The organism is Ruegeria sp. C10 (assembly GCF_056537805.1).
This window is the reverse complement of record NZ_JBQFSC010000003.1, coordinates 220,636-240,604: the sequence shown is the minus strand read 5'-3', so window position 1 is coordinate 240,604 and position 19,969 is coordinate 220,636. Positions and strand designations below refer to the sequence as shown.

Genomic DNA, 19,969 nt, shown 5'->3' with positions numbered 1-19,969 from the left:
GTTGAACAGAACAGAATTCATCATCGCCACAGCCATCATCCTGTTCGCAGCTTTCTGCATGGGTTGGTTCGCCAACTGGCTGGCGCATCGGCTGTCCCGTGTTCGCCAAAGCGACGTAGCCGATCTGGACCGCATGAGTCAGGAGCTGCACGAGGCCGAAGAAACACGCGATCAGGCAATCACATATCTTCAGCAGCGTGAGGCAGAGCTAACCAACCAGCTGACGCAAACCGAAGCCGAGTTGAATGCCGCAATGGAAGGGCTGCGCGCCGCGCGGCAGGAAGCCGAAGAGATGCGCGGGCGGATCAACAACGCAGACTAGGCACCCTACCAGCGGGTCAGCGCGTCTTCATCCTCGTCCTTGGCAACCACCCATTCTGCTCCGGACGTGGTGATTTCCTTCTTCCAGAATGGCGCGCGAGATTTAAGGTAATCCATCAGATATTCCGCCGCCTCAAACGCATCTTTGCGGTGCGGTGCGGCGGTGGCGACCATCATGATACGGTCACCCGGAGCAAGCCTTCCGTGGCGGTGGATCACCAGAACGTTGCCCAGTGACCAACGGGCTTGCGCCTCTTCCGCGATCTTGGTTAGGGCGCGTTCGGTCATGCCGGGATAGTGCTCGATCTCCATCACATCCAGATCGCCCGAAGCCAGATCGCGCACAACGCCTGTGAAGGTCACGATGGCCCCGTTGGCATCGTCCCCGGCGGCAAAAGCGTTGGCTTCGGCCCCCAGATCGAACGGGGCCTCCTGCACGACGATCCGCATTCTAGCCACCCGTCATGGGCGGAAAGAACGCAACCTCGCGCACGCCGGTCAGTGGGGCGTCAAAATCCGAAAGCTCTTGGTCCAGCGCCACGCGCAAGGCCGACAGATCGGCAAAGGCAGCAGCATAGCGATCCTCACGCGCGCTCAGTTCCGCGACCAAATCGCTGACTGTTGCGGCCTCAGTTTCAATCTTCTCTTTCGGCAGGCCGATGCGTTCGCGCATCCAAGCGAAATACAACACGTTCATCGGTTAGCTCTCCTTCAGGTGGGGCATGGCTTTACGTAGGTAGTCATAGCCCGTGATCAATGTCAGCGTCGCGGCAATCCAGAGCAGCCATAGCCCGATACGACCTGACCAGAACATGGCCTCAAGATGCCAGCGGATGTTGTTCAGGTCCTCGACCTGCCCTGCCAGAACCTGATCAATGGTTGTCGCATCCATGCCAAACGTGGCCATCACAAAATGGTGCTCGAATATCCCCTGCGAGAACAGGATCGCGATCGCTACCATCTGTGCCGTCGTTTTCCACTTGGCCAGCTTGGTGACCTTCAGGGTTCCGGCCACATCGCCCAGATACTCTCGCAAGCCTGAGACAAAGACTTCGCGAAACAGGATCACTGTCGCGGGCAGGACCAGCCATGGTGTCCAGTGTTCAGTCGAATAGCCCACCAATATCATCAGCGCGATTACCACCATTGCCTTGTCGGCAATGGGATCCAGCATGGCGCCAATCTTCGTTTCCTGTTTCCAGGCGCGCGCTAGATACCCGTCGAACCAATCGGTGATCGCCGCTGACAGGAACAGAATCAAAGCAAACCAATCCGCATAGGGACGGGTGAAATACAGAAACATCACGGCGAGACCGGGGGCCGCCACAAGGCGCAGTACAGTCAGAATATTCGGCAGGTTCCATTTCATGGCTTGGACCCTACATCGCCGGTTCAAGACAGAAAAGACAGGGTCTTAAAAAACTGACCCAGCACAAGCGTTTGCTGTCTTAAAAGTCAAAGCGTCGCAGCGGTGGTCACATTACAGGTTTCATCTTGGCACTTGATTGCTTTGGCGTCAGATTGTCGGCTGGCCAACCAGACAACACCCCAGAGCTGACATGACACCGCATATTCAAACCGATCCCCGGTCAAATCTGATCGGCAGCGCCTGGATGGTCGCCGCAATGGCACTGTTCGCGCTGGAGGATGCGCTGCTTAAGGCGGCTTCGGCGTCGATCCCGATCTGGCAAGTGCTTGTTCTCTTCGGTGCGGGCGGTGCAGTAATCTACGCAGCGGTTGCCACAGTACGTAGCACGCGACTGTTCCAGCCCGACGTGTTGTCGCGCCCGATGAAGGTACGTGTGGTCTTCGAGATCCTTGGACGGCTTTTCTATGTATTGGCGATCGCTTTGACGCCACTGTCCGCGGCTACGGTGATCCTTCAGGCCACACCACTGGTTGTCGTCGCAGGGGCCGCGTTGTTCTTTGGAGAATCCGTCGGCTGGCGGCGATGGAGCGCCATTTTGATCGGTCTTGTTGGCGTTGTGATCATCATCCAACCGACCGGAGACAGCTTCTCGGCCCTGTCAATCCTTGCCGTGCTGGGGATGCTCGGCTTTGCGGGGCGCGATCTGGCCAGCCGCGCCGCACCCGCAACACTGGGCACTGAGGTTCTGGGGTTCTATGGCTTCCTCTGCATCATTGTCGCGGGTTTGGCTTATCGATTCTGGGAAGGAACATCGCTGCAAACCCTGACGCCTAATGTCAGCCTGCACATGGGCGGGGCGATCGTGATGGGGGTCATGGCCTATGCCGCGCTGATGAAGGCGATGCGCACCGGCGAGGTCTCATCTGTGACGCCGTTTCGCTATTCGCGGCTGTTGTTCGGTATCGGCTTGGGCGTGGTGATGTTTGGCGAGCGATTGGATCAGACCATGTGGATTGGCTGCGCCCTCATCGTGGCGTCGGGCCTCTATATCCTTTGGCGGGGGCGAAAGGCCTAGCCCTTGTCATGGAAGAAGTCATAGACCTTCTGCGCCAACCCGGCTGAAATCCCCTCGACGGCTTTAAGATCCGCCAAATTGGCTCGGCTCACCGCTTTGGCGCTGCCGAAATGAGTCAGCAGGGCGCGTTTGCGCGCGGCCCCGACGCCGGGGATTTCGTCCAGTGGCGTTGCACCAACCGCCTTGGCGCGTTTCGCGCGATGGGTCCCGATGGCAAAGCGATGCGCCTCATCCCGCAAGCGCTGGATAAAGTACAATACGGGATCGTTGCGTTTCAGCGCAAAAGGGCGCTGCCCGATGCGGTGGAATTCCTCCTTGCCGTGATCGCGATCGACACCCTTGGCGACACCGACCATCGGGATATCCTCGACCCCGTGCTGGGCCATGATCTCATTCACGGCGCTCACCTGCCCTGCACCACCGTCGATCAGCAGCAGATCGGGCCAATGCCCCTTGTCCCGATCCGGATCTTCCTTTTGCAGGCGCGTAAAACGGCGGGTCAGGACCTCTTTCATCATGCCGAAGTCATCGCCGGGGGTTAGATCATCGCCGCGGATGTTGAACTTGCGATAGGCGTTTTTCATGAACCCCTCTGGGCCCGCGACGATCATGCCACCCACGGCGTTGGTGCCTTGAATGTGAGAGTTGTCGTAAACTTCGATCCGGTTGGGCGGCCCGTCCAGATCAAAGGCCTCGGCCACGCCGCGCAGCAATTTGGCCTGCGTGGCACTTTCCGACATCCGCCGGGCCAGCGATTCACGTGCGTTGCGCAAGGCACCGGCGATCAGTTCCTGCTTTTCACCGCGTTGGGGCACCAGGATTTCCACCTTGCGTCCAGCTTTTTCGGACAATGCCTCCTGCATCAGATCGGCATTCTCGATTGCATCAGACAGGATCAACTGCCGGGGTGGTTCCTTGTTGTCATAGAACTGGCCCAGGAACGCTTCCATCGCCTCAGCCTGTGACACATCCGGGCCGACGCGCGGATAGAAATCGCGGTTACCCCAGTTCTGGTTGGCGCGGATGAAGAACACCTGAACGCAGGCTTGACCGCTGTCCATGTAGAGGCCAATGACGTCAGCCTCGGCCACGCCGCGCGGGTTGATGCCCTGAGACGTCTGCACCTGCGTTAGCGCCCGGATACGGTCGCGCAAACCGGCGGCGCGTTCGAACTCCATCGCCTCGGAGGCAGCCATCATCTGCTGGGCGAGATCTTCCTGCACCTTGGTGGATCGGCCTGACAGGAACCGTTCCGCATCCTTGACGCTTTCACGGTAATCGGCTTCCGAGATCAGTCCGACGCACGGCCCAGAACATCGCTTGATCTGATAGAGCAAGCACGGCCGGGTCCGGCTATCGAACATGGAATCCGAACAGTTCCGCAGCAGGAACGCCTTTTGCAGCTGGTTCAGCGTCCTGTTCACCGCGCCTGCACTGGCGAAGGGGCCGAAATAAGCCCCCTTTTCTTTCTTTGCCCCTCGGTGCTTTTTGATCTGCGGAAAAGCATGATCCTTGGCGACCAGAATATTCGGGAAGCTTTTGTCATCCCGCAACAATACGTTGTATTTGGGCTTGAGCTGCTTGATCAGGTTCTGTTCCAGCAGCAGCGCCTCGGTCTCGGTCCGAGTGGTCAGAAACATCATCGAGGCAGTTGCGGCGATCATTTTCTCGATCCGACCCGAGTGCCCCGGGCGCGTGTAGTTCGATACCCTCGCCTTCAGGTTTCGCGCTTTACCTACGTAAAGAACTCGGCTGTCCCCATCCAACATCCGATACACACCCGGCGAGCTGTCCAGCGTTTTCACATAACGCTGAATGCAGGCATAGCCGTTGGCTTGGGTCGACGATTCGGAATCAGTGCTAGCGGTCATGAGTCTGAGATATGATTCTCTGACCATGGCTGCAATCTTGTGCGCTTCAGATCAAGAGAAAACAAATCCACGGCTTCTGTGGATAACTGTGCAGATAACTTTTGGGGCATCACGATTTTCCCTTGAATCCTTGCCTTTTCGTTGATCTGCACAAAAAATAGGCAGGAAATTATGACGTTGTTTTTAAAGGATAATTTTCTTGATCTGCGACAAGTGTATGAAAATTAAGACATTTTTGTAACGCTCGAGTAACAGAGATGAGAGCGGTGCAAAACTTGCAGCAGATTTACTTATTCTACACCAAGAACATCGGGTGTTTGCCAACCCAAATGTTGCCCACCATCGACGCAAAGAAGCTGCCCCGTAACGGCATGTGCATCCAGAAAGTATCCCAGCGCAGCAGTAATATCCGACGGGTTCGCGCCGCGCTCCAGAATCGTGTTCTGCCGCTGAGCGCTAAAATGAGCATCACTTTGGCGATGACCCTGCAGCGTTGGACCGGGGCCGATCGCGTTCACACGGATTGCGGGTGTCAGAGCCTGCGCTGCAGTCCGGGTCAAGGCCCACAACCCCATCTTGGCAATCGTGTATGACATGAACTCAGGCGTCAGTTTACGCACCCGCATATCCACCATGTTCACGATCAGCCCAATCGCCAGAGGCTCTCCCTGATCATCAAGCTCCGACTGCAACCCCTGCTCGGCCATGGCTTGGGTCAGTACGAATGGTGCGCGCAGATTGCTGTCGAGATGCCGATCCCAGCTTTGGCGGGTAGCTGTGTGTATATTGTCATACTCAAATATCGATGCATTGTTGACCAGACAGGTGATCGGACCACCCAGCGCCTCAGCTGCACGCGGCAGCAATGAGCTGACTTGCCCCTCATCAAGCAGATCGGCCTGCAGCGCAACTGACCTTCGGCCCAGCGCCTGAACCTCATCAACCGTTTCACGCGCGGCCTGATCCGAACTGGAATAGTGCACAGCGACATCCATTCCGCGCTGCGCCAAATACAGCGCCATGGCACGACCAAGGCGTTTACCGGCACCGGTCACCAATGCTCGGGTCATGGGCTCATTCTCCTCGTCAGGTCAGGCTAACAGGCTTGCAACATAGATCACATAGAGCGCTGTCAAGATCAGGCCCCAGACGCGTGTGATATCTTTCTTGAAGAATACAAAAGGAACCAACAAGAGCGACGCGCCGAGCATCACCCACAGATCGAAACGCAGGAATTCAGGATCGACGGGAATACGCCCAAACAAGGTCGTAATGCCGACAATGGCCAGCAGATTGAACATGTTCGATCCGATGACGTTACCCAGTGCCACATCCGCTTGTCGCCTCAGGGCAGCCATGACGGTTGTCGACAGTTCCGGCAGGGACGTACCCACCGCGATCAGCGTAAGGCCGATCACTGTTTCGCTCACACCATAGTTCCGGGCAATGACGGTCGCATTTTCGACCAGCAGATGCGCACCCATTGGCAGTCCGATCAAGCCGAGGATCAGGTAGATCGCCACCTTCCAATAAGGCATGTCAGGATCTGCTTCCTCAAGACCCTCAAGCTCGTCCTCATCGGCACAAGCTTCACCACAGGCTTTACGGTGCGCATGTGCTTCGCGAAACGCGTTGCCGAGGATCAGAGCCAACGCAGCCAGCAAAATTGCCCCGCTGAGCAGATTAAAGACCCCGCAAAAAGCCAACCCGATAAATAACACCGACGCCAGAAGCATGAAGATGTAGTTTTTGCGGCTGTCGCACTCACTTGTGTGCAAGGTCGCCAGAAGCGCGGGCAATCCCAGAACCAGCAAGATATTCGCTGTATTCGAGCCCACCACGTTACCCAACGCAATGCCCGGCGCGTTTTCCTTGATGGCGCTGATTGCTATCAGCAGCTCAGGGGCCGAAGTTCCAAATGCAACGATTGTCAGGCTGACGATCAGGGCGGGAACCCCCAACCGCAGGCTGAGGTTCACGGCCCCACGCACCAGCGCGTCACCTGCCAACAACAGGATCAGCAGCCCGAGGCCGGAGAACAGCCATGCCGTCATCCACGGCCTCCTTCTTCGCAAGGACACGGGCCTTTGCCGATCCTAAACCGCCCACAACGCGGACATTTCGCAGAACTCAATCGTTTCTGTCCAGGAAAGCGTAGCTTGCCGAACATCGCCAGAACGCCCATGGCGATCAGGAACAAGGTGACTGCTTTGATGATCACTCTACAACCCGAAACGCGCGTAGGCAGCGCGCTCCTCAATACCGGCTATGGCATCCTGCGCCAGCGTCGCGCCAAAGCGCGACCAGATCGGTTTGCGCAGGCCATAGCGGCGGAACCTGACTTTGTCGCCAAACTTCTCCTGCATCTTGGGCTTCAGATGGGCAATACCATCAATCAGGCCCAGCTGTTGCGCGCGACGGGCCAGCCAGACCTCGCCATTGAACAGATCAGCGCTGCTGTCCAGCTTGCCATCCCGGCGAGATTTCACATGGGTTATGAAATTCTCGTGGATATCGCCCAGCAGCACTTTGAGCCGTGCAATGTCTTCTTTCTTTTCCGGAGCAAACGGGTCGAGCATTGATTTCGACTGACCCGCAGTATGTACGCGTCGTTCAAAGCCCTGACGTGCCAGAAAAACATGCGCGCCAAATCCCGACGATATCACGCCGATCGACCCCAGAACCGAACTGTCATCGGCCCAAATCTCATCCGCTGAAACCGCCAACCAATATCCACCCGAAGCCGCCACGTCTTCGACGAAGGCGTAGACAGGGATCTTAAGCTCTTCCGCCAGCCGTTGGATACGCGCACCGATCAATGAGCTTTGAACGGGGGAGCCGCCCGGCGAATTGATCTCCAGCGCGACCGCAGCGGGCTTGCCCTTGCGAAAGGCTTTCTCCAACACCGGTGCCAGAGCGGTCGCGTTCATCGACCCTCGCCCGGCCATTCCAATGGCACCGGACAGGCGAACAACGGCCACAAGTGGCGGCTTTTTCATGAAGGGCAGGCTGAGTTTCATGGAAGCCGATGTAGAGCGCGCCGGAGCCGTAAACAAGAGACCCGAAGCGCCATAAACGCGACGTGAACCAATTTCACACACCTGATGGGCAAAAATGCAACGCACTAGCTGCGGATGCGCCAACCGGTTTTGAAGATCCAGCCAATGATCGCGAGGCATATTCCGGTGAAGGCCAGTATGGCCAGAAGGCTCCAAAATATCGGGACATCTGCGATACCGTAGAATGACCAGCGGAACCCGGAAATCAGATAAACCACGGGGTTGAACAGAGTGATCGTCTGCCAAAGCGGAGGTAGCATCGAGATCGAGTAAAACGTCCCACCCAGAAAAATCAGGGGCGTCACAACAAGCTGGGGGACAAGCGACATCTGTTCAAAATTACCCGCCCAGATACCCACGATGAAACCCAGCAAGGAAAAGCTGAGGCAGGACAGGATCAGGAAAGCCGCCATGGCAAACGGGTGTTCAATGCGAATGTCCACAAAGAACGTCGCAGTGGCCAGAATGACAAGACCTACAAACAGTGCCTTAGTTGCGGCCGCGCCCACATAACCAATCACAATCTCGATGAAATTGATGGGGGCTGAAAGTAACTCATAAATCGTACCCAAGAATTTGGGAAAGTAGATGCCAAAGGACGCGTTCGAGATTGACAGCATCACTACGGACAACATGATCAGACCCGGCACAATGAAGGCCCCGTAGGACACGCCTTCAATCTCTTGAATGCGACTGCCGATGGCAGTGCCAAACACCACGAAATAAAGCGAGGTCGACAGGACCGGCGACAGAAAACTCTGCGCCAGTGTGCGAAAGAACCGGGCCATTTCAAACCGGTAGATGGCAGTAATAGCGGACCAGTTCATGCGGGTTCTCCGGACACGAGGTTGACGAAAATCTCTTCAAGGCTCGATTGCCGCGTCTGCACATCACGCAGCACTAGACCGGCCTGTGCAACATCATTGAGAAGAGTGGTGATGCCCGTGCGCTCGGCATTGGTGTCGTAAGTATAGATCAGCGCATCGCCTGCACCGTTGAGCGTCAGTTGATGATCGGACAGAACGTCGGGAACCGATAAAATAGGCTCGGTCAACATGACCTCAATCTGCTTTTTGCCCATCTGCGCCATCAATGTGTCTTTGTCCTGCACGAGCAAAAGTTCACCCTTGTCGATGACACCCACACGGTCGGCGATTGCCTCGGCTTCCTCGATGTAGTGAGTGGTCAGGATGATGGTGACACCAGCCTGCTTCAATTCGGCCACGATCTCCCACATGTCCTTACGTAGCTCGACATCTACGCCGGCGGTGGGTTCATCCAGAAACAGCACCCTTGGCTCATGCGCCAAGGCTTTCGCGATCAGCACACGTCGCTTCATGCCTCCGGATAGTTCCTTGATTGCGTTACGGCGTTTGTCCCATAGGGACAGCTTGCGCAGGATTTCCTCGATCCTAGCGTTGTCTCCGCTATGACCGAACAGCCCGCGTGAAAAGCGGACAGTGTTCCAGACCTTCTCGAACGGTTCCAGCGCGATTTCCTGCGGCACCAGCCCAATCATCTTGCGGGCCGCGCGATACTCGGTCTGGATGTCATGGCCACCTACGGTGACCGAGCCCGAAGTCGGCGTGGTAATACCGCACACAGTCGAGATCAGCGTTGTTTTACCCGCCCCATTGGGGCCCAACAGCGCTAGAATCTCACCTTCTTCAATGTCCAGAGACACACCTTTCAGCGCCTCAAACCCATCGGCATAAGACTTCCGCAAATCCCGGATCGACAATATGGTCGTCATGCGTACCCTCGTTCTGACCCCGCAACCTATCGTGACGGACCATCGTCGAACAGTCCAATTCCGCACAGTGCCATGCGCGTGTGCGCAGGGTTCAGTCTCGTCCCGTCAGGCGACCTAGCCAGCCTGACTTGGTCTCTTCTTCGGCAGCGTCTTCTTGCGGTGGCGGACCTTCGAAATATTCTTGAAGATTGGCGAAAAACTGATCGGCCATCTTCTTGGCAAACCCATCAATCAGGCGGCTGCCCAGCTGAGCCAGTTTGCCACCCACCTTAGCCTCGACCTCGTAGGTCAGAAGGGTGCCACCAGCCTCGCTGGGCGCGAAGGTTACATCTGCGCTTCCCTTGGCAAAGCCTGCGGCGCCCCCCTTGCCCTCACCAGCGATGGTCAGGCGTTCAGGCTCAACCATGTCGGACATGGTCACAGTGCCTTTGAAAGTCGCCTTCACAGGGCCAACCTTTTGCACCACGGTCGCATTATACCCCTCGGTTGGATCGCCGGTAATCTCCTGCGCGCCGCTGATGCAGGCTTTCAATACTTCAGGGTCCAGCAACGCAGCGTAAACGGCGGCAGGCGGCGCCTGAATTTCACGGGTATCGCTTAACTGCATCTCTCAACCTCTTTTTAATCCTACGGCAGACCACAAAGACCTAGCCCTGAAACATCGATGCAGGCAACCAGTTTGCTCACACCAAGGCACTGGATCGGGATTCTTCGCTTGCATTCGCTCCGCCCAACAGAAACCCTGCGCCGCAGGAGGAAGACATGCTGCACGGCATACGCATCATCGAAATCGAAGGGCTGGGCCCAGCCCCCTTCGCGGCCATGCTGCTGGCGGATATGGGCGCCGATATCATCACCATCCATCGCAAAGGGTCCGCCGTCACTCCGGGTATGCCTGAACGTTCGCTGCTGGATCGCGGCAAACGATCAATTGCACTGGACCTCAAAGACCCGCAGGATCTTAGCGTTGCAAAACGGCTGATCGCAACGGCTGATGCGCTGATCGAGGGTTTTCGCCCCGGCGTGATGGAAAAGCTGGGGCTGGGGCCGGAAGACTGTCATCACCTGAACCCAAAGCTGGTCTATGGCCGAATGACAGGCTGGGGGCAGCATAGCCCACTTTCTGAGACAGCGGGCCATGATCTCAACTATATTGCCCTTTCAGGGGCTTTATCCTACGCGTCGCCGCCCGGCCAACCGCCTTTGACGCCCGCAACACTAGTCGGGGATATCGGCGGTGGTGCGATGTATCTGGTTGCAGGTCTGCTCGCCGGGCTTCTGAATGCCCGGAGCACAGGCAAAGGCACGGTGGTGGACGCCGCCATCTACGATGGCTCGGCACACATGATGAATTTGCTGATGAGCCTGCGCCAAACCGGCAACCTGTCCGACACCCGGGGTCAAAGCCTGCTTGACGGACCGCATTGGAGCCGAACCTACGCCTGCGCAGATGGCGGCTTCATCTCAGTTCAATGTCTAGAGCCAAAATTCTATGCTCACTTCCTGGACATCCTCGGGCTCAGCGATGATGCGGAGTTCGCTCAGCAATACGACCAGACCGCTTGGCCCAATCTGACGGAACGGTTGAGCGAAGTCTTTGCCAGAAAACCGCGCGACGAATGGGCGGCGCTATTCCAGGGGACAGACGCCTGCGTTGCGCCGGTCCTAAGTCCACAAGAAGCACGAGATCACCCCATGAATTCGGCTCGCCAAACATGGGTCGACCACGACGAAACACGTCAAGCCGCAGCCGCTCCTAGATTCTCAACCTACAACTGGCAACCGCGGCCCAGCCCCAAACGCGGAGAGCATACAAATGAGATTTTGAACGAACTTCCTCCCGCTTCATCTGGCTAAAAATACCTCGGGGGTGAATTGGCCGCAGGCCAAGAGGGGGCTGGCCCCCTCGCCAGGCTTACCGCCCGCGCACCGTATCGATCATCAATTGAACGTTCTCAGGGTCCGCATCTGGCGTAATACCATGACCCAAATTGAAGATATGCGGTCCTTTTGAGAAGGCTTCGACAATCCGCCGCGTCTCATCGACAAGCGCTTGCCCGCCTGTCACCATATGCGATGAAGCCAGATTGCCCTGCACACACCCATCGACTTGCACATTCGCAGCAGCCCATTCGGGCGACACAGAATTGTCCAGCGCGACACAATCCACACCGGTGGCCTTGGCGAAACCGATGTAACCCTGATCCGCTTCGCGTGGGAAACCGATGACGGGAATGCCCGGATGGCGGGCTTTTATGGCGGCAGTAATCACGCGACAGGGTTCTACGGCGTATTTCTGAAACGCTTCGCCCTTCAATGATCCCGCCCAACTATCAAATATTTTGACAACCTCGGCCCCTGCCTCGATTTGGGCAGACAGGTATTCTATTGTCGCGGCCGTGATCCGATCCAACAGCGCCTCGAACAGCGCAGTGTTTTCTTCGCGCAGCGCATGGGCTGGCCCCTGATCCGGGGTGCCCCGTCCGGCGATCATGTAGGTCGCCACTGTCCAGGGCGCGCCTGCAAATCCGATCAGAGTTGTCTCAGAAGGAAGCTCACGCGAAAGAATACGCACGGTTTCATACACCGGAGAGAGCGTCTCATGAATTGCATCAACCGGCTTCAGCGTATCAAACTCCGACTCCCGTGTAATAGTCGAAAGGCGAGGACCTTCGCCGGTGACAAACCACAAATCTGCACCCAGCGCCTGCGGCACAAGCAGGATATCAGCAAACAGGATCGCGGCATCAAAGCCGTAGCGGCGAATGGGCTGAAGCGTGACTTCGGCGGCAAGCTCGGGGTTATAGCAAAGAGACAGGAAATCTCCGGCCTGCGCGCGCGTTGCACGATATTCAGGCAAATACCTCCCGGCCTGCCGCATCATCCAGATCGGCGGCACATCCTGCACTTCCCCCGCCAGCGCCCGTAGCAATTTCTTTGTCTCGGCCATTCGTGCCCCCAGTGTTCCGGTTTGGTGCAACGCGTCGGCCCTCAGTGGCAATTTGTCAAGCGCTGCCCCCATTGTCAGGGCAATGTGACGCGACTAAAGCTGTGCACATGAGTCTGATATTGCCTACCCCCGCATCGCCTCTGAAAATCGGCACCCGTGGATCTCCGCTGGCGCTGGCGCAGGCCTATGAAACCCGTCAGAGACTTGGCGCCGCTTTCGACCTGCCTGAGGACGCGTTTGAGATCGTGGTAATCAAGACCACCGGTGACAACCGCGCCATGATCGACGCGGACCGGCCGCTGAAAGAGATTGGCAACAAGGGTCTGTTCACCAAGGAAATCGAAGAGGCGATGCTGAAAGGTGAGATCGACATCGCCGTACATTCGACCAAGGACATGCCCGTCGAACAGCCTGACGGGCTGGTGCTGGATACATTCCTGCCGCGCGAAGATGTGCGCGACGCGTTTATCTCGCCGACTCTGAGTTCGATTCACGATCTGCCAGAGGGCGCAGTTGTCGGGACTTCATCGTTGCGCCGCCGGGCGCAGTTGCTGAATCGGCGGCCCGATCTGAAAGTGGTCGAGTTTCGCGGCAATGTGCAGACTCGCCTGAAGAAGCTGGCAGATGGCGTGGCCGATTGTACCTTCCTGGCCATGGCCGGATTGCGCCGCTTGGATATGAAAGACGTCCCCGCGACTGCTATATCGCCTGATGACATGCTACCTGCCATTGCGCAGGGCACCATCGGCATTGAACGGCGCAGCGACGATAGCCGCACCGCCGAGATGCTGGCGGCGATTCATCATGTTGAAACAAGCCAACGCCTTGCGGCTGAACGCAGCCTTCTGGCCGGGCTGGATGGCTCATGCGAAACACCGATCGCCGGTTTGGCGCAGGTTAAGGATGGCCAACTTACTTTGCGCGGAGAAGTTCTGCGCCCGGACGGTTCCGAGGCGATCAGCGAAGAGGCCACCGGGGCGCTCGAAGACGGCGCAAAACTGGGTCAGACAATGGCCGCCTCTCTGCTGATACAGGCCGGACCAGGGTTTTTCGACTGGCGCTAAGAAAAAATTTAAACAATTTCAGGGTAATGTGAACTTCTTCACTGTCTACCCTGCCGAATTCGTTAAATATGGGGACAGAAGGTCGATCTCGAATATATCGAAAGTTTTAGCCCGTGTTGTTTTAGATGGTATTCGAGGGGGCGAGATTGATACTTCCGGCGGGGCGCAGTTGATTTTCAACAGCGCCCCGTTCTCTTTTCCAAAGCATATGGCGAAGTACTTACTCTGCACCTTCGCGCAGACCATGATGATGACTAAACACCGGCCGCGCATGAAGCACCTCTGATCGGAAATCCGCCATGCGCCCCGGTAGCGCGCGATAGAATGATGCCAAACCTGGCTCAACCGCCATCGCATGCTTGGCACATTCCTTGCACAACCCAGCGACTACGGTCTGTGATTTCCGTGCGCGTATCGCCTCTAGTAGACCTATGTGTGCGGTCTGCAGCTTTTGAAACGATGCACTGCCTGCAACTTCTCGATCTCCGACCAGTACATAAACAGGCTCTGGCTCGCTTTTGCCTTTCAAATCCACGAAGCCCGCCTCTAGCAGCGCAAGATCAGAATTGGTGACACGGCGAATAGAGTCTGAGACCAGAATATCATAATCCACATGTCGGCAGTTTTGTTCGATCCGCGCTGCCACATTCACCACATCTCCGATTACTGTATAATTGAACCGGCGCCGCGAGCCGATATTGCCTACGCAGGCGGCTCCGGTTGCGCAGCCTGTCGCCAGAGCGATGGGAGGACGCCCGCGCATGATGGGCAAAGTGTTGAACTTATCTAGCGCGCCGCGCATCTTCAGCGCGGCCAAAGCAGCGCGGCACGGGTGATCATCCACGGGCAGCGGTGCGTTCCAAAAAGCCATAACCGCATCGCCGATGAACTTGTCGATCGTTCCACGCTCGACCAGAATCTGATCCCCGATCTCTGAGAACAGCGCATTCAGCAAGGCCACCAGATCGGTGGCTGATACAGACTCGGACAATGGCGTGAAGCCCCGAATGTCCGAAAACATCACCGTGATCTCCTGAGATTCACCTCCCAATTGCAGCTGATGCCCGTTGGCCTCCATCTCATCGAGGATTTCCGGTGCGACATAATGCGAGAAAGTCTGGCGGATCACCCGCTTCTCCCGCTCGGTCGAAACAAAGAGGTACCCGGCCAGAAGCCCGAAATTGGCCATACCTCCGGCCAAAGGGAAGGTCGCATCAAACAGAACCGACTGGTTCTGGAACGCCAACCAACTGATGGCAATCACGGCCGATGCGGCCACACCACCTGCAGCAAAAGAAGCGACCGCCCCATAGTTGGACATGACCACTGTGACAACGACGCCCAGGATCACGAACGCCAACAACTCAAGCGCTGAGGTAACATCCGATCTGCTCAGCACATCGCCAAGGATGATCTGTTCGATAATCTGGGCGTGAATCGAAACACCGGGAACAGATTCACCCAGTGCCGTTTCGCGCATATCGAACAGGCCCGCCGCAGAGGTGCCGACCAGAATGATCCGTCCTTCTATCTCTGACTGAAGCGTTGGATCACTACCGCTACGCATGACATCATCGGCCGACAGATAGAGGCCAGGATTGTCCCGCCTGTAACGCACCCAAATCTCGCCATTCTCGGTGGTCGGCAGCACAAAATCACCCAGACCAACCTCAAGCATGATGCCGATCTCGTCCTGCGATCCTTCGGCAAAATAAACGGATTCGCCCATGGCCACCCGCAGGGCTTCAACCCCAAGCGCAGGTAATACACCGTTGGGCCCGGACCAAAGCACAGGGACCCGTCGCACCACACCCAAACTTCCTTGGGGCGAAACATTAACACCCCCGATCCCGGCCGCTTCTTCCCCCAATGGCGGTGCCAGAGAGGTCCAGTGGGCAACGCTGACAAGGCCAGCTGCGGGGTTCTCTCCGATTTCGACTAACCCCGCCTTCGGTACAATGGCCGAACCGCTATCGGTTTGCCGGGCTGCCACACCCAGAACCACTGGCCATTTCGCAACTTCGTCCCCAAATCTGACGTCATTGTCCAGATCGATCGCGGCCTGATCCACCTGCAATAGTCCGGACAAGGTCGGGTCTTGCAACAGTCGCATCGGAGAGTATCGGTCGGGCTCGGCAAACAGCATATCAAAGGCAATCGCAGCGGCACCGTATTCGCCCAATCGTTCGACCATCTGACCCAACAGGGTACGAGGCCAAGGCCATTGGCCCCATTCTGCCAGAGACCTTTCATCAATATCCACCACGCGGACCGGCAGATCCGGGTTGTAAGCCCGTGGTGAAATACGCTGCAGGATATCGAAGTAAATCAATCTGGACATTTGAACGGGATACGGATCCGCGACCCTAATGAAGCAGCCCATCAGGATCAGCGCCAAGCCCACAAGCCTGAATACTAATCGATGCCCAATTTTGTCTCTTATCTTACCCACCACGTTCACCTTCCAGGCGCAGGGGAACATGAAAATATATGTAACCTGATGCTACCAACCAGCTATCGCTGAAGCGTTACCTGCCGTCGCCGTTGCCCTGACACCCGATCCACCGCTATCTCCACTGGATGCGTTTACGGATGTTCTCGTTTCACCCGAGGCGCTTACACCTGCGCGCGCTGATGTCCCGGAACGCCCTTCGGCGCTGGCTGAGGCCCGGTCTGGCGCTTCGGATCGCCCGCTTTCGCGGGCCGCCGACACCTCAGAACGACCTTGTTCCGTTTGCCGCCGTGCTTCGCGCCGCTCTGGCCTTTCAGATTCAATCTTTAGGGCCTGAGCCTGTCTGCCCGAACACCCTTCGGCACTCACCCGAAACGGTGGCAGCAGTTGCGTTTGCGAGCGTATGAAGGGGAAACCACCTTTTAGCGCTTTGTCATACTGCTCCTGATCTATCGGGCGCCCCACCTGACCGCCCGAACCGGTCGCAAAGAGACTGCACTGTCGGCTTGCCGACCGGCACGACCCGCGTCGGCCGCACATCTGAACGGTGCCCTCGATTACCAGCATCGCGCTTTGGCTGCCGGATGTAATCCACATGTCAAATGTCGTTCCCCGCACGGCCATGGTGGCATCGGGCGTTTTGATCGAATAAGCGCGCTTTCTGCTTTTGCCCGAAATGAAACGGAAACTGCCGCCCAGCGCCTGCACGGTGAAGTTTTTTGCCTTCCGATTGCCTCGCAGCATCGAGACATCCAGGATCATTCGCGCGTTCGGACCAACCGCGATCTTGGTTTCATCTACGAACACCAATTGAACCACGCCTGATCTGTCGGTCGAAATAGTATCGCCTGAAACAACATCCATCCCTTCACGCAAGCGTATCTTTTTACCGGCCCGGATAATATCCGCGCCCGGTTTAGCACTGAGCACTTTTCCGATTGATGCGATGGCCGACGCAGGCAGCGTCGCTAGAACCAAGAAAACACAAAACAATTTCAACCAGGCCAAACCCAAGTCCCCTTCCCCCAAAAGGTACCTACCAGGGTGCCAAACACCCCATGCCCGATATCTGTCGCCTCAGAAAGCTAAATCTGAATAGTTATTAGAGCCTTAAAACTAGACAAATATGCGCCAGAACAGGTGGAGTTGGCAAGGTTTTGCATGTTTTTCAGCATTTCGGGGGTTTCGCACCCCTGCTTCCGGTAGCCCCAGCGCTCCTTCTTGTGGGTTTGATCATCGGTATTCAGAAAAATTTTCCAGACATAGAAAATCGCCTTGTATCTGGATGACAGGCAAGGATATACCGGCCAGCGGAGACGTGGCCGAGTGGTCGAAGGCGCTCCCCTGCTAAGGGAGTAGGCGGGAAACCGTCTCGAGGGTTCGAATCCCTTCGTCTCCGCCACCCATACCGGGCATCACCTGCGATGCCTGCCATGGTCTGAACGATCTCATAAAATCATCCCACTGAATTCACGACATTTCACGGGCGTTGCACACTACCATTTCTCAAGGCGGATTGGATCTCTCGCATCAACCATTGCACCCTGATGCCGGAGCTTGGTGCGTTCTCTGCAGTACAATTCAGCCCAGGATGTTGGAGGCGGTGAGATATTTATCTTCATCGCCCTAGGGAGCTCAATTTGCCAACCTGGCGCAATCGACACCCGTTACGGATTCAAAAAAAAGGCCGTCCCAGCTGGGACGGCCTTTCATTCACTGTCTCTCGAAAGAGGTTCAGGCAGCCAGCGCGGCCTGTGCTTTGGCGACGATCGCGCCGAACGCTTCCGGTTCGTGCACAGCCAAGTCGGCCAGAACTTTGCGGTCCACTTCGATACCGGCCAGGTTCAGGCCGTTAATGAAGCGCGAATATGTCAGTGCCTCGTCATGCGAACGGACAGCGGCGTTGATCCGCTGGATCCACAGCGCGCGGAAGTTGCGCTTGCGGTTCTTGCGGTCGCGGGTTGCATACTGGTTGGCCTTGTCTACGGCCTGACGGGCAACCTTGAAGGTGCTCTTGCGGCGGCCATAGTAACCTTTGGCAGCCTTGATGACCTTCTTGTGACGGGCGTGAGTTACGGTTCCACCTTTAACGCGGGACATCTCTTAATCTCCTCTTAGCGGTCGTAGGGCATGTAGCCCTTGACGATCTTGGCGTCGGGGGCGGACAGGGTGGTGTTGCCACGGGCGTCGCGGATGAATTTCTTGGTCCGCTTGATCATGCCGTGCCGTTTGCCGGCCTGGCCAGCAAGGACCTTACCGGTCGCAGTCACCTTAAAGCGCTTTTTGGCGCTCGACTTTGTCTTCATCTTAGGCATTTCCGTCTCCTTTCGGGGTTCGGTTTCAGACGCGACTCGGCATGCCATCTCGGCCGGTCACGCGATCAGAAGCGCCGTTTACGCAAGTTCGGTCATACTGGCAAGGGGGTTTGGGCCAGAATCTGCGCTTTTTGCAGGCTGGCTAGGCACCGGGGCGACGCGCGCCGCCCCGGTAGTTTGGATTAATGTTCGAATTTGCGGATTTCGCCACTCTTCAGCCGTTCGGCGTAGGACGCCAGTTCCTGACGTACCACTTTCATCAGGAAGTAGAGCGCGAAGACGTTCACAACCGCCATGGCAAAGATCGCCGCATCCGAGAAGTCGATAACGGGGCCAAGGTTAGCCGCTGCACCGATGACTACGAAGATGCAGAAGATGACCTTGAACACCAGTTCCTTGGTGTGCCCCTCACCGAACAGGTAGGTCCAGGCCTTGAGGCCGTAGTAGGACCAGCTGATCATGGTCGAGAAGGCGAACAGAACTACTGCGATTGCCAAAACGTAAGGGAACCAACTGAACGCGCTGCCAAAGGCGGCTGAAGTCAGGCTGACGCCCGAGTTTCCGTCAACCGTTGCGATGGCATTACCGGCTTCGTTCAGCATATAGTTTCCGGTCTCCGGATCGACGATCAGCTGCTGCGTGATGATGATCACCAACGCGGTCATGGTACAGATCACAACCGTATCAATGAACGGCTCCAGCAGAGACACAAAGCCCTCGGTGATCGGTTCTTTGGTGCGAACCGCCGAGTGGGCAATCGCCGCAGAACCAACGCCCGCTTCGTTCGAGAACGCCGCACGCCGGAAGCCCTGGATCAATGCGCCGACCATACCGCCAGCAACACCAAGACCGGTGAAGGCTCCTGCGAAGATCTGGCCAAAGGCCCAACCGATCTGATCCGCGTTCATCAGGATGATCACCAGAGCCGCGGCCACATACATCACGCCCATGAAAGGAACGACTTTCTCAGTCACGCGCGCGATGGATTTCAGGCCGCCCACGATCACTGCAAAGACGATGCCTGCAAAGACCAGGCCAGTGATCCAGCCCGGGTAATCTCCGACGATGCCTGCGATCTGCTGATGCGCCTGATTGGCCTGGAACATATTGCCCCCACCAAGCGCGCCAAGGATGCAGAAGATCGAGAACAGAACGGCCAGAATTTTACCGCCCGGCAGGCCAAGTTCGTTGAACCCTTTCGACATATAATACATTGGACCACCAGAAACGGTGCCGTCATCATATTCGTTGCGGTACTTTACACCCAGCGTACATTCGGTGAATTTCGACGCCATGCCCAACAGGCCTGCGACAATCATCCAAAAAGTTGCACCTGGCCCGCCGATACCGACGGCGACCGCAACACCGGCAATATTACCGAGGCCAACTGTACCGGACAGCGCCGTTGCCAGCGCCTGAAAGTGGCTAACTTCACCCGCATCATTGGGATCAGAATAGTCACCTTTCACAAGGCTGATCGCATGACCGAAGAAACGCAATTGTACAAAGGCAAAATAAAGCGTGAAGACGGTCGCGGCGATGACCAGCCAACCCACGATCCAAGGGAACCCGGTGCCCGGAAACGGGGCAAAAATAAAGCTGACGAAAGGCCCGGTGAAATCAGCAAAGGCCTGGTTGATTTTATCGTCCAACCCGACCGCCTCCTGTGCGGCAGTGGGGCTCGCAACCAGAGCGGCAAGTGCTGCCAGACTCAGTTTGTTCTGAATATTCATCATAATC

At 56.9% G+C, this 19,969-nt stretch carries 20 protein-coding genes and 1 tRNA gene; 5 read left to right on the top strand and 16 right to left on the bottom strand.

Annotation, left to right across the window (positions count from 1 at the left end; genetic code table 11):
• Position 1: 1 nt before the first annotated feature.
• A complete protein-coding gene (locus ACR0DE_RS15060; RefSeq protein ID WP_170395619.1) occupies positions 2-322 on the top strand; it encodes a hypothetical protein in 321 nt (106 codons plus the stop codon).
• Positions 323-327: 5 nt separating this feature from the next.
• On the opposite strand, the gene ACR0DE_RS15055 is transcribed toward ACR0DE_RS15060, so the two are convergent.
• The 3 genes from ACR0DE_RS15055 to pgsA are packed head-to-tail and all read right to left on the bottom strand — an operon-like array spanning position 328 to position 1,690.
• The gene (locus ACR0DE_RS15055) at positions 328-771 is read right to left on the bottom strand and encodes a molybdenum cofactor biosynthesis protein MoaE (RefSeq protein ID WP_223117504.1); all 444 of its coding nucleotides are present in this window, start codon (positions 769-771) and stop codon (positions 328-330) included.
• A gap of 1 nt (position 772) precedes the next feature.
• On the bottom strand, positions 773-1,018 hold the full coding sequence (gene moaD, locus ACR0DE_RS15050) for a molybdopterin converting factor subunit 1 (RefSeq protein WP_480754051.1): 246 nt from the start codon (positions 1,016-1,018) through the stop codon (positions 773-775).
• A 3-nt stretch (positions 1,019-1,021) separates the two neighbouring features.
• Positions 1,022-1,690 (bottom strand): CDP-diacylglycerol--glycerol-3-phosphate 3-phosphatidyltransferase, encoded by a 669-nt coding sequence (gene pgsA / locus ACR0DE_RS15045; RefSeq protein WP_170395613.1) that lies wholly within the window; start codon positions 1,688-1,690, stop codon positions 1,022-1,024.
• A gap of 190 nt (positions 1,691-1,880) precedes the next feature.
• On the opposite strand from pgsA, the gene ACR0DE_RS15040 reads away from it, so the two are divergent.
• Complete coding sequence (locus tag ACR0DE_RS15040) at positions 1,881-2,765, top strand: DMT family transporter (protein ID WP_480754048.1); 885 nt, start codon at positions 1,881-1,883, stop codon at positions 2,763-2,765.
• On the opposite strand, the gene uvrC is transcribed toward ACR0DE_RS15040, so the two are convergent.
• The 7 genes from uvrC to ACR0DE_RS15005 all read right to left on the bottom strand — a co-directional run bounded on the left by uvrC (position 2,762) and on the right by ACR0DE_RS15005 (position 10,055).
• The gene (gene uvrC / locus ACR0DE_RS15035) at positions 2,762-4,636 is read right to left on the bottom strand and encodes an excinuclease ABC subunit UvrC (RefSeq protein WP_480754046.1); all 1,875 of its coding nucleotides are present in this window, start codon (positions 4,634-4,636) and stop codon (positions 2,762-2,764) included. The two genes, ACR0DE_RS15040 and uvrC, sit on opposite strands and share 4 nt — an antisense overlap.
• 290 nt (positions 4,637-4,926) lie before the next feature.
• Positions 4,927-5,706: an SDR family oxidoreductase gene (locus ACR0DE_RS15030; RefSeq protein ID WP_170395607.1), complete on the bottom strand. Its 780-nt coding sequence runs from the start codon at positions 5,704-5,706 to the stop codon at positions 4,927-4,929.
• Between the two features lie 21 nt (positions 5,707-5,727).
• The gene (locus ACR0DE_RS15025; RefSeq protein ID WP_170395605.1) at positions 5,728-6,690 is read right to left on the bottom strand and encodes a calcium/sodium antiporter; all 963 of its coding nucleotides are present in this window, start codon (positions 6,688-6,690) and stop codon (positions 5,728-5,730) included.
• A gap of 168 nt (positions 6,691-6,858) precedes the next feature.
• Positions 6,859-7,656 (bottom strand): S49 family peptidase, encoded by a 798-nt coding sequence (locus ACR0DE_RS15020; protein ID WP_170423599.1) that lies wholly within the window; start codon positions 7,654-7,656, stop codon positions 6,859-6,861.
• A gap of 104 nt (positions 7,657-7,760) precedes the next feature.
• Entirely contained in the window at positions 7,761-8,522 is a 762-nt protein-coding gene (locus tag ACR0DE_RS15015) for an ABC transporter permease (RefSeq protein ID WP_170395601.1), read from the bottom strand.
• On the bottom strand, positions 8,519-9,448 hold the full coding sequence (locus ACR0DE_RS15010) for an ABC transporter ATP-binding protein (RefSeq protein ID WP_170395599.1): 930 nt from the start codon (positions 9,446-9,448) through the stop codon (positions 8,519-8,521). Before ACR0DE_RS15010 ends, ACR0DE_RS15015 begins: the two co-directional genes overlap by 4 nt.
• Before the next feature lie 91 nt (positions 9,449-9,539).
• Positions 9,540-10,055, bottom strand: coding sequence for an SRPBCC family protein (locus tag ACR0DE_RS15005; protein ID WP_170423597.1), 516 nt, complete (start codon positions 10,053-10,055; stop codon positions 9,540-9,542).
• A 155-nt stretch (positions 10,056-10,210) separates the two neighbouring features.
• Between ACR0DE_RS15005 and ACR0DE_RS15000 the strand changes: the two genes are divergently transcribed.
• Positions 10,211-11,305, top strand: coding sequence for a CaiB/BaiF CoA transferase family protein (locus ACR0DE_RS15000; RefSeq protein ID WP_480754042.1), 1,095 nt, complete (start codon positions 10,211-10,213; stop codon positions 11,303-11,305).
• A gap of 58 nt (positions 11,306-11,363) precedes the next feature.
• Here ACR0DE_RS15000 and hemE read toward each other — a convergent pair whose 3' ends face one another.
• Positions 11,364-12,398, bottom strand: a complete 1,035-nt coding sequence (hemE, locus tag ACR0DE_RS14995) for a uroporphyrinogen decarboxylase (protein ID WP_170802314.1) — start codon at positions 12,396-12,398, stop codon at positions 11,364-11,366.
• A gap of 107 nt (positions 12,399-12,505) precedes the next feature.
• On the opposite strand from hemE, the gene hemC reads away from it, so the two are divergent.
• Positions 12,506-13,462: a hydroxymethylbilane synthase gene (hemC, locus tag ACR0DE_RS14990; RefSeq protein WP_480754041.1), complete on the top strand. Its 957-nt coding sequence runs from the start codon at positions 12,506-12,508 to the stop codon at positions 13,460-13,462.
• A 220-nt stretch (positions 13,463-13,682) separates the two neighbouring features.
• Here the strand turns inward: hemC and ACR0DE_RS14985 are convergent, their stop codons facing one another.
• The gene (locus ACR0DE_RS14985) at positions 13,683-15,944 is read right to left on the bottom strand and encodes a CHASE2 domain-containing protein (protein ID WP_480754039.1); all 2,262 of its coding nucleotides are present in this window, start codon (positions 15,942-15,944) and stop codon (positions 13,683-13,685) included.
• Positions 15,945-15,965: 21 nt separating this feature from the next.
• Positions 15,966-16,922 (bottom strand): FecR family protein, encoded by a 957-nt coding sequence (locus tag ACR0DE_RS14980; protein WP_480459840.1) that lies wholly within the window; start codon positions 16,920-16,922, stop codon positions 15,966-15,968.
• A gap of 304 nt (positions 16,923-17,226) precedes the next feature.
• Between ACR0DE_RS14980 and ACR0DE_RS14975 the strand changes: the two genes are divergently transcribed.
• Positions 17,227-17,316, top strand: a tRNA-Ser gene (locus ACR0DE_RS14975).
• Positions 17,317-17,648: 332 nt separating this feature from the next.
• Here the strand turns inward: ACR0DE_RS14975 and rplT are convergent.
• The 3 genes from rplT to ACR0DE_RS14960 form a co-directional block, all read right to left on the bottom strand.
• Positions 17,649-18,014: a 50S ribosomal protein L20 gene (rplT, locus tag ACR0DE_RS14970; protein WP_008756009.1), complete on the bottom strand. Its 366-nt coding sequence runs from the start codon at positions 18,012-18,014 to the stop codon at positions 17,649-17,651.
• Between the two features lie 14 nt (positions 18,015-18,028).
• Positions 18,029-18,229, bottom strand: a complete 201-nt coding sequence (rpmI, locus tag ACR0DE_RS14965; protein ID WP_010443552.1) for a 50S ribosomal protein L35 — start codon at positions 18,227-18,229, stop codon at positions 18,029-18,031.
• A gap of 182 nt (positions 18,230-18,411) precedes the next feature.
• A complete protein-coding gene (locus ACR0DE_RS14960; protein WP_170465878.1) occupies positions 18,412-19,962 on the bottom strand; it encodes an alanine/glycine:cation symporter family protein in 1,551 nt (516 codons plus the stop codon).
• Positions 19,963-19,969 lie beyond the last annotated feature (7 nt).

What these genes read in the sequence shown, in the direction of transcription:
- ACR0DE_RS15055 (WP_223117504.1), bottom strand. Translation starts at nt 771, where the DNA reads ATGCGGATCGTCGTGCAGGAGGCCCCGTTCGATCTGGGGGCCGAAGCC.
- moaD (WP_480754051.1), bottom strand. Translation starts at nt 1,018, where the DNA reads ATGAACGTGTTGTATTTCGCTTGGATGCGCGAACGCATCGGCCTGCCG.
- pgsA (WP_170395613.1), bottom strand. Translation starts at nt 1,690, where the DNA reads ATGAAATGGAACCTGCCGAATATTCTGACTGTACTGCGCCTTGTGGCG.
- ACR0DE_RS15040 (WP_480754048.1), top strand. Translation starts at nt 1,881, where the DNA reads ATGACACCGCATATTCAAACCGATCCCCGGTCAAATCTGATCGGCAGC.
- uvrC (WP_480754046.1), bottom strand. Translation starts at nt 4,636, where the DNA reads ATGACCGCTAGCACTGATTCCGAATCGTCGACCCAAGCCAACGGCTAT.
- ACR0DE_RS15030 (WP_170395607.1), bottom strand. Translation starts at nt 5,706, where the DNA reads ATGACCCGAGCATTGGTGACCGGTGCCGGTAAACGCCTTGGTCGTGCC.
- ACR0DE_RS15025 (WP_170395605.1), bottom strand. Translation starts at nt 6,690, where the DNA reads ATGACGGCATGGCTGTTCTCCGGCCTCGGGCTGCTGATCCTGTTGTTG.
- ACR0DE_RS15020 (WP_170423599.1), bottom strand. Translation starts at nt 7,656, where the DNA reads ATGAAACTCAGCCTGCCCTTCATGAAAAAGCCGCCACTTGTGGCCGTT.
- ACR0DE_RS15015 (WP_170395601.1), bottom strand. Translation starts at nt 8,522, where the DNA reads ATGAACTGGTCCGCTATTACTGCCATCTACCGGTTTGAAATGGCCCGG.
- ACR0DE_RS15010 (WP_170395599.1), bottom strand. Translation starts at nt 9,448, where the DNA reads ATGACGACCATATTGTCGATCCGGGATTTGCGGAAGTCTTATGCCGAT.
- ACR0DE_RS15005 (WP_170423597.1), bottom strand. Translation starts at nt 10,055, where the DNA reads ATGCAGTTAAGCGATACCCGTGAAATTCAGGCGCCGCCTGCCGCCGTT.
- ACR0DE_RS15000 (WP_480754042.1), top strand. Translation starts at nt 10,211, where the DNA reads ATGCTGCACGGCATACGCATCATCGAAATCGAAGGGCTGGGCCCAGCC.
- hemE (WP_170802314.1), bottom strand. Translation starts at nt 12,398, where the DNA reads ATGGCCGAGACAAAGAAATTGCTACGGGCGCTGGCGGGGGAAGTGCAG.
- hemC (WP_480754041.1), top strand. Translation starts at nt 12,506, where the DNA reads ATGAGTCTGATATTGCCTACCCCCGCATCGCCTCTGAAAATCGGCACC.
- ACR0DE_RS14985 (WP_480754039.1), bottom strand. Translation starts at nt 15,944, where the DNA reads ATGTTCCCCTGCGCCTGGAAGGTGAACGTGGTGGGTAAGATAAGAGAC.
- rplT (WP_008756009.1), bottom strand. Translation starts at nt 18,014, where the DNA reads ATGTCCCGCGTTAAAGGTGGAACCGTAACTCACGCCCGTCACAAGAAG.
- rpmI (WP_010443552.1), bottom strand. Translation starts at nt 18,229, where the DNA reads ATGCCTAAGATGAAGACAAAGTCGAGCGCCAAAAAGCGCTTTAAGGTG.
- ACR0DE_RS14960 (WP_170465878.1), bottom strand. Translation starts at nt 19,962, where the DNA reads ATGAATATTCAGAACAAACTGAGTCTGGCAGCACTTGCCGCTCTGGTT.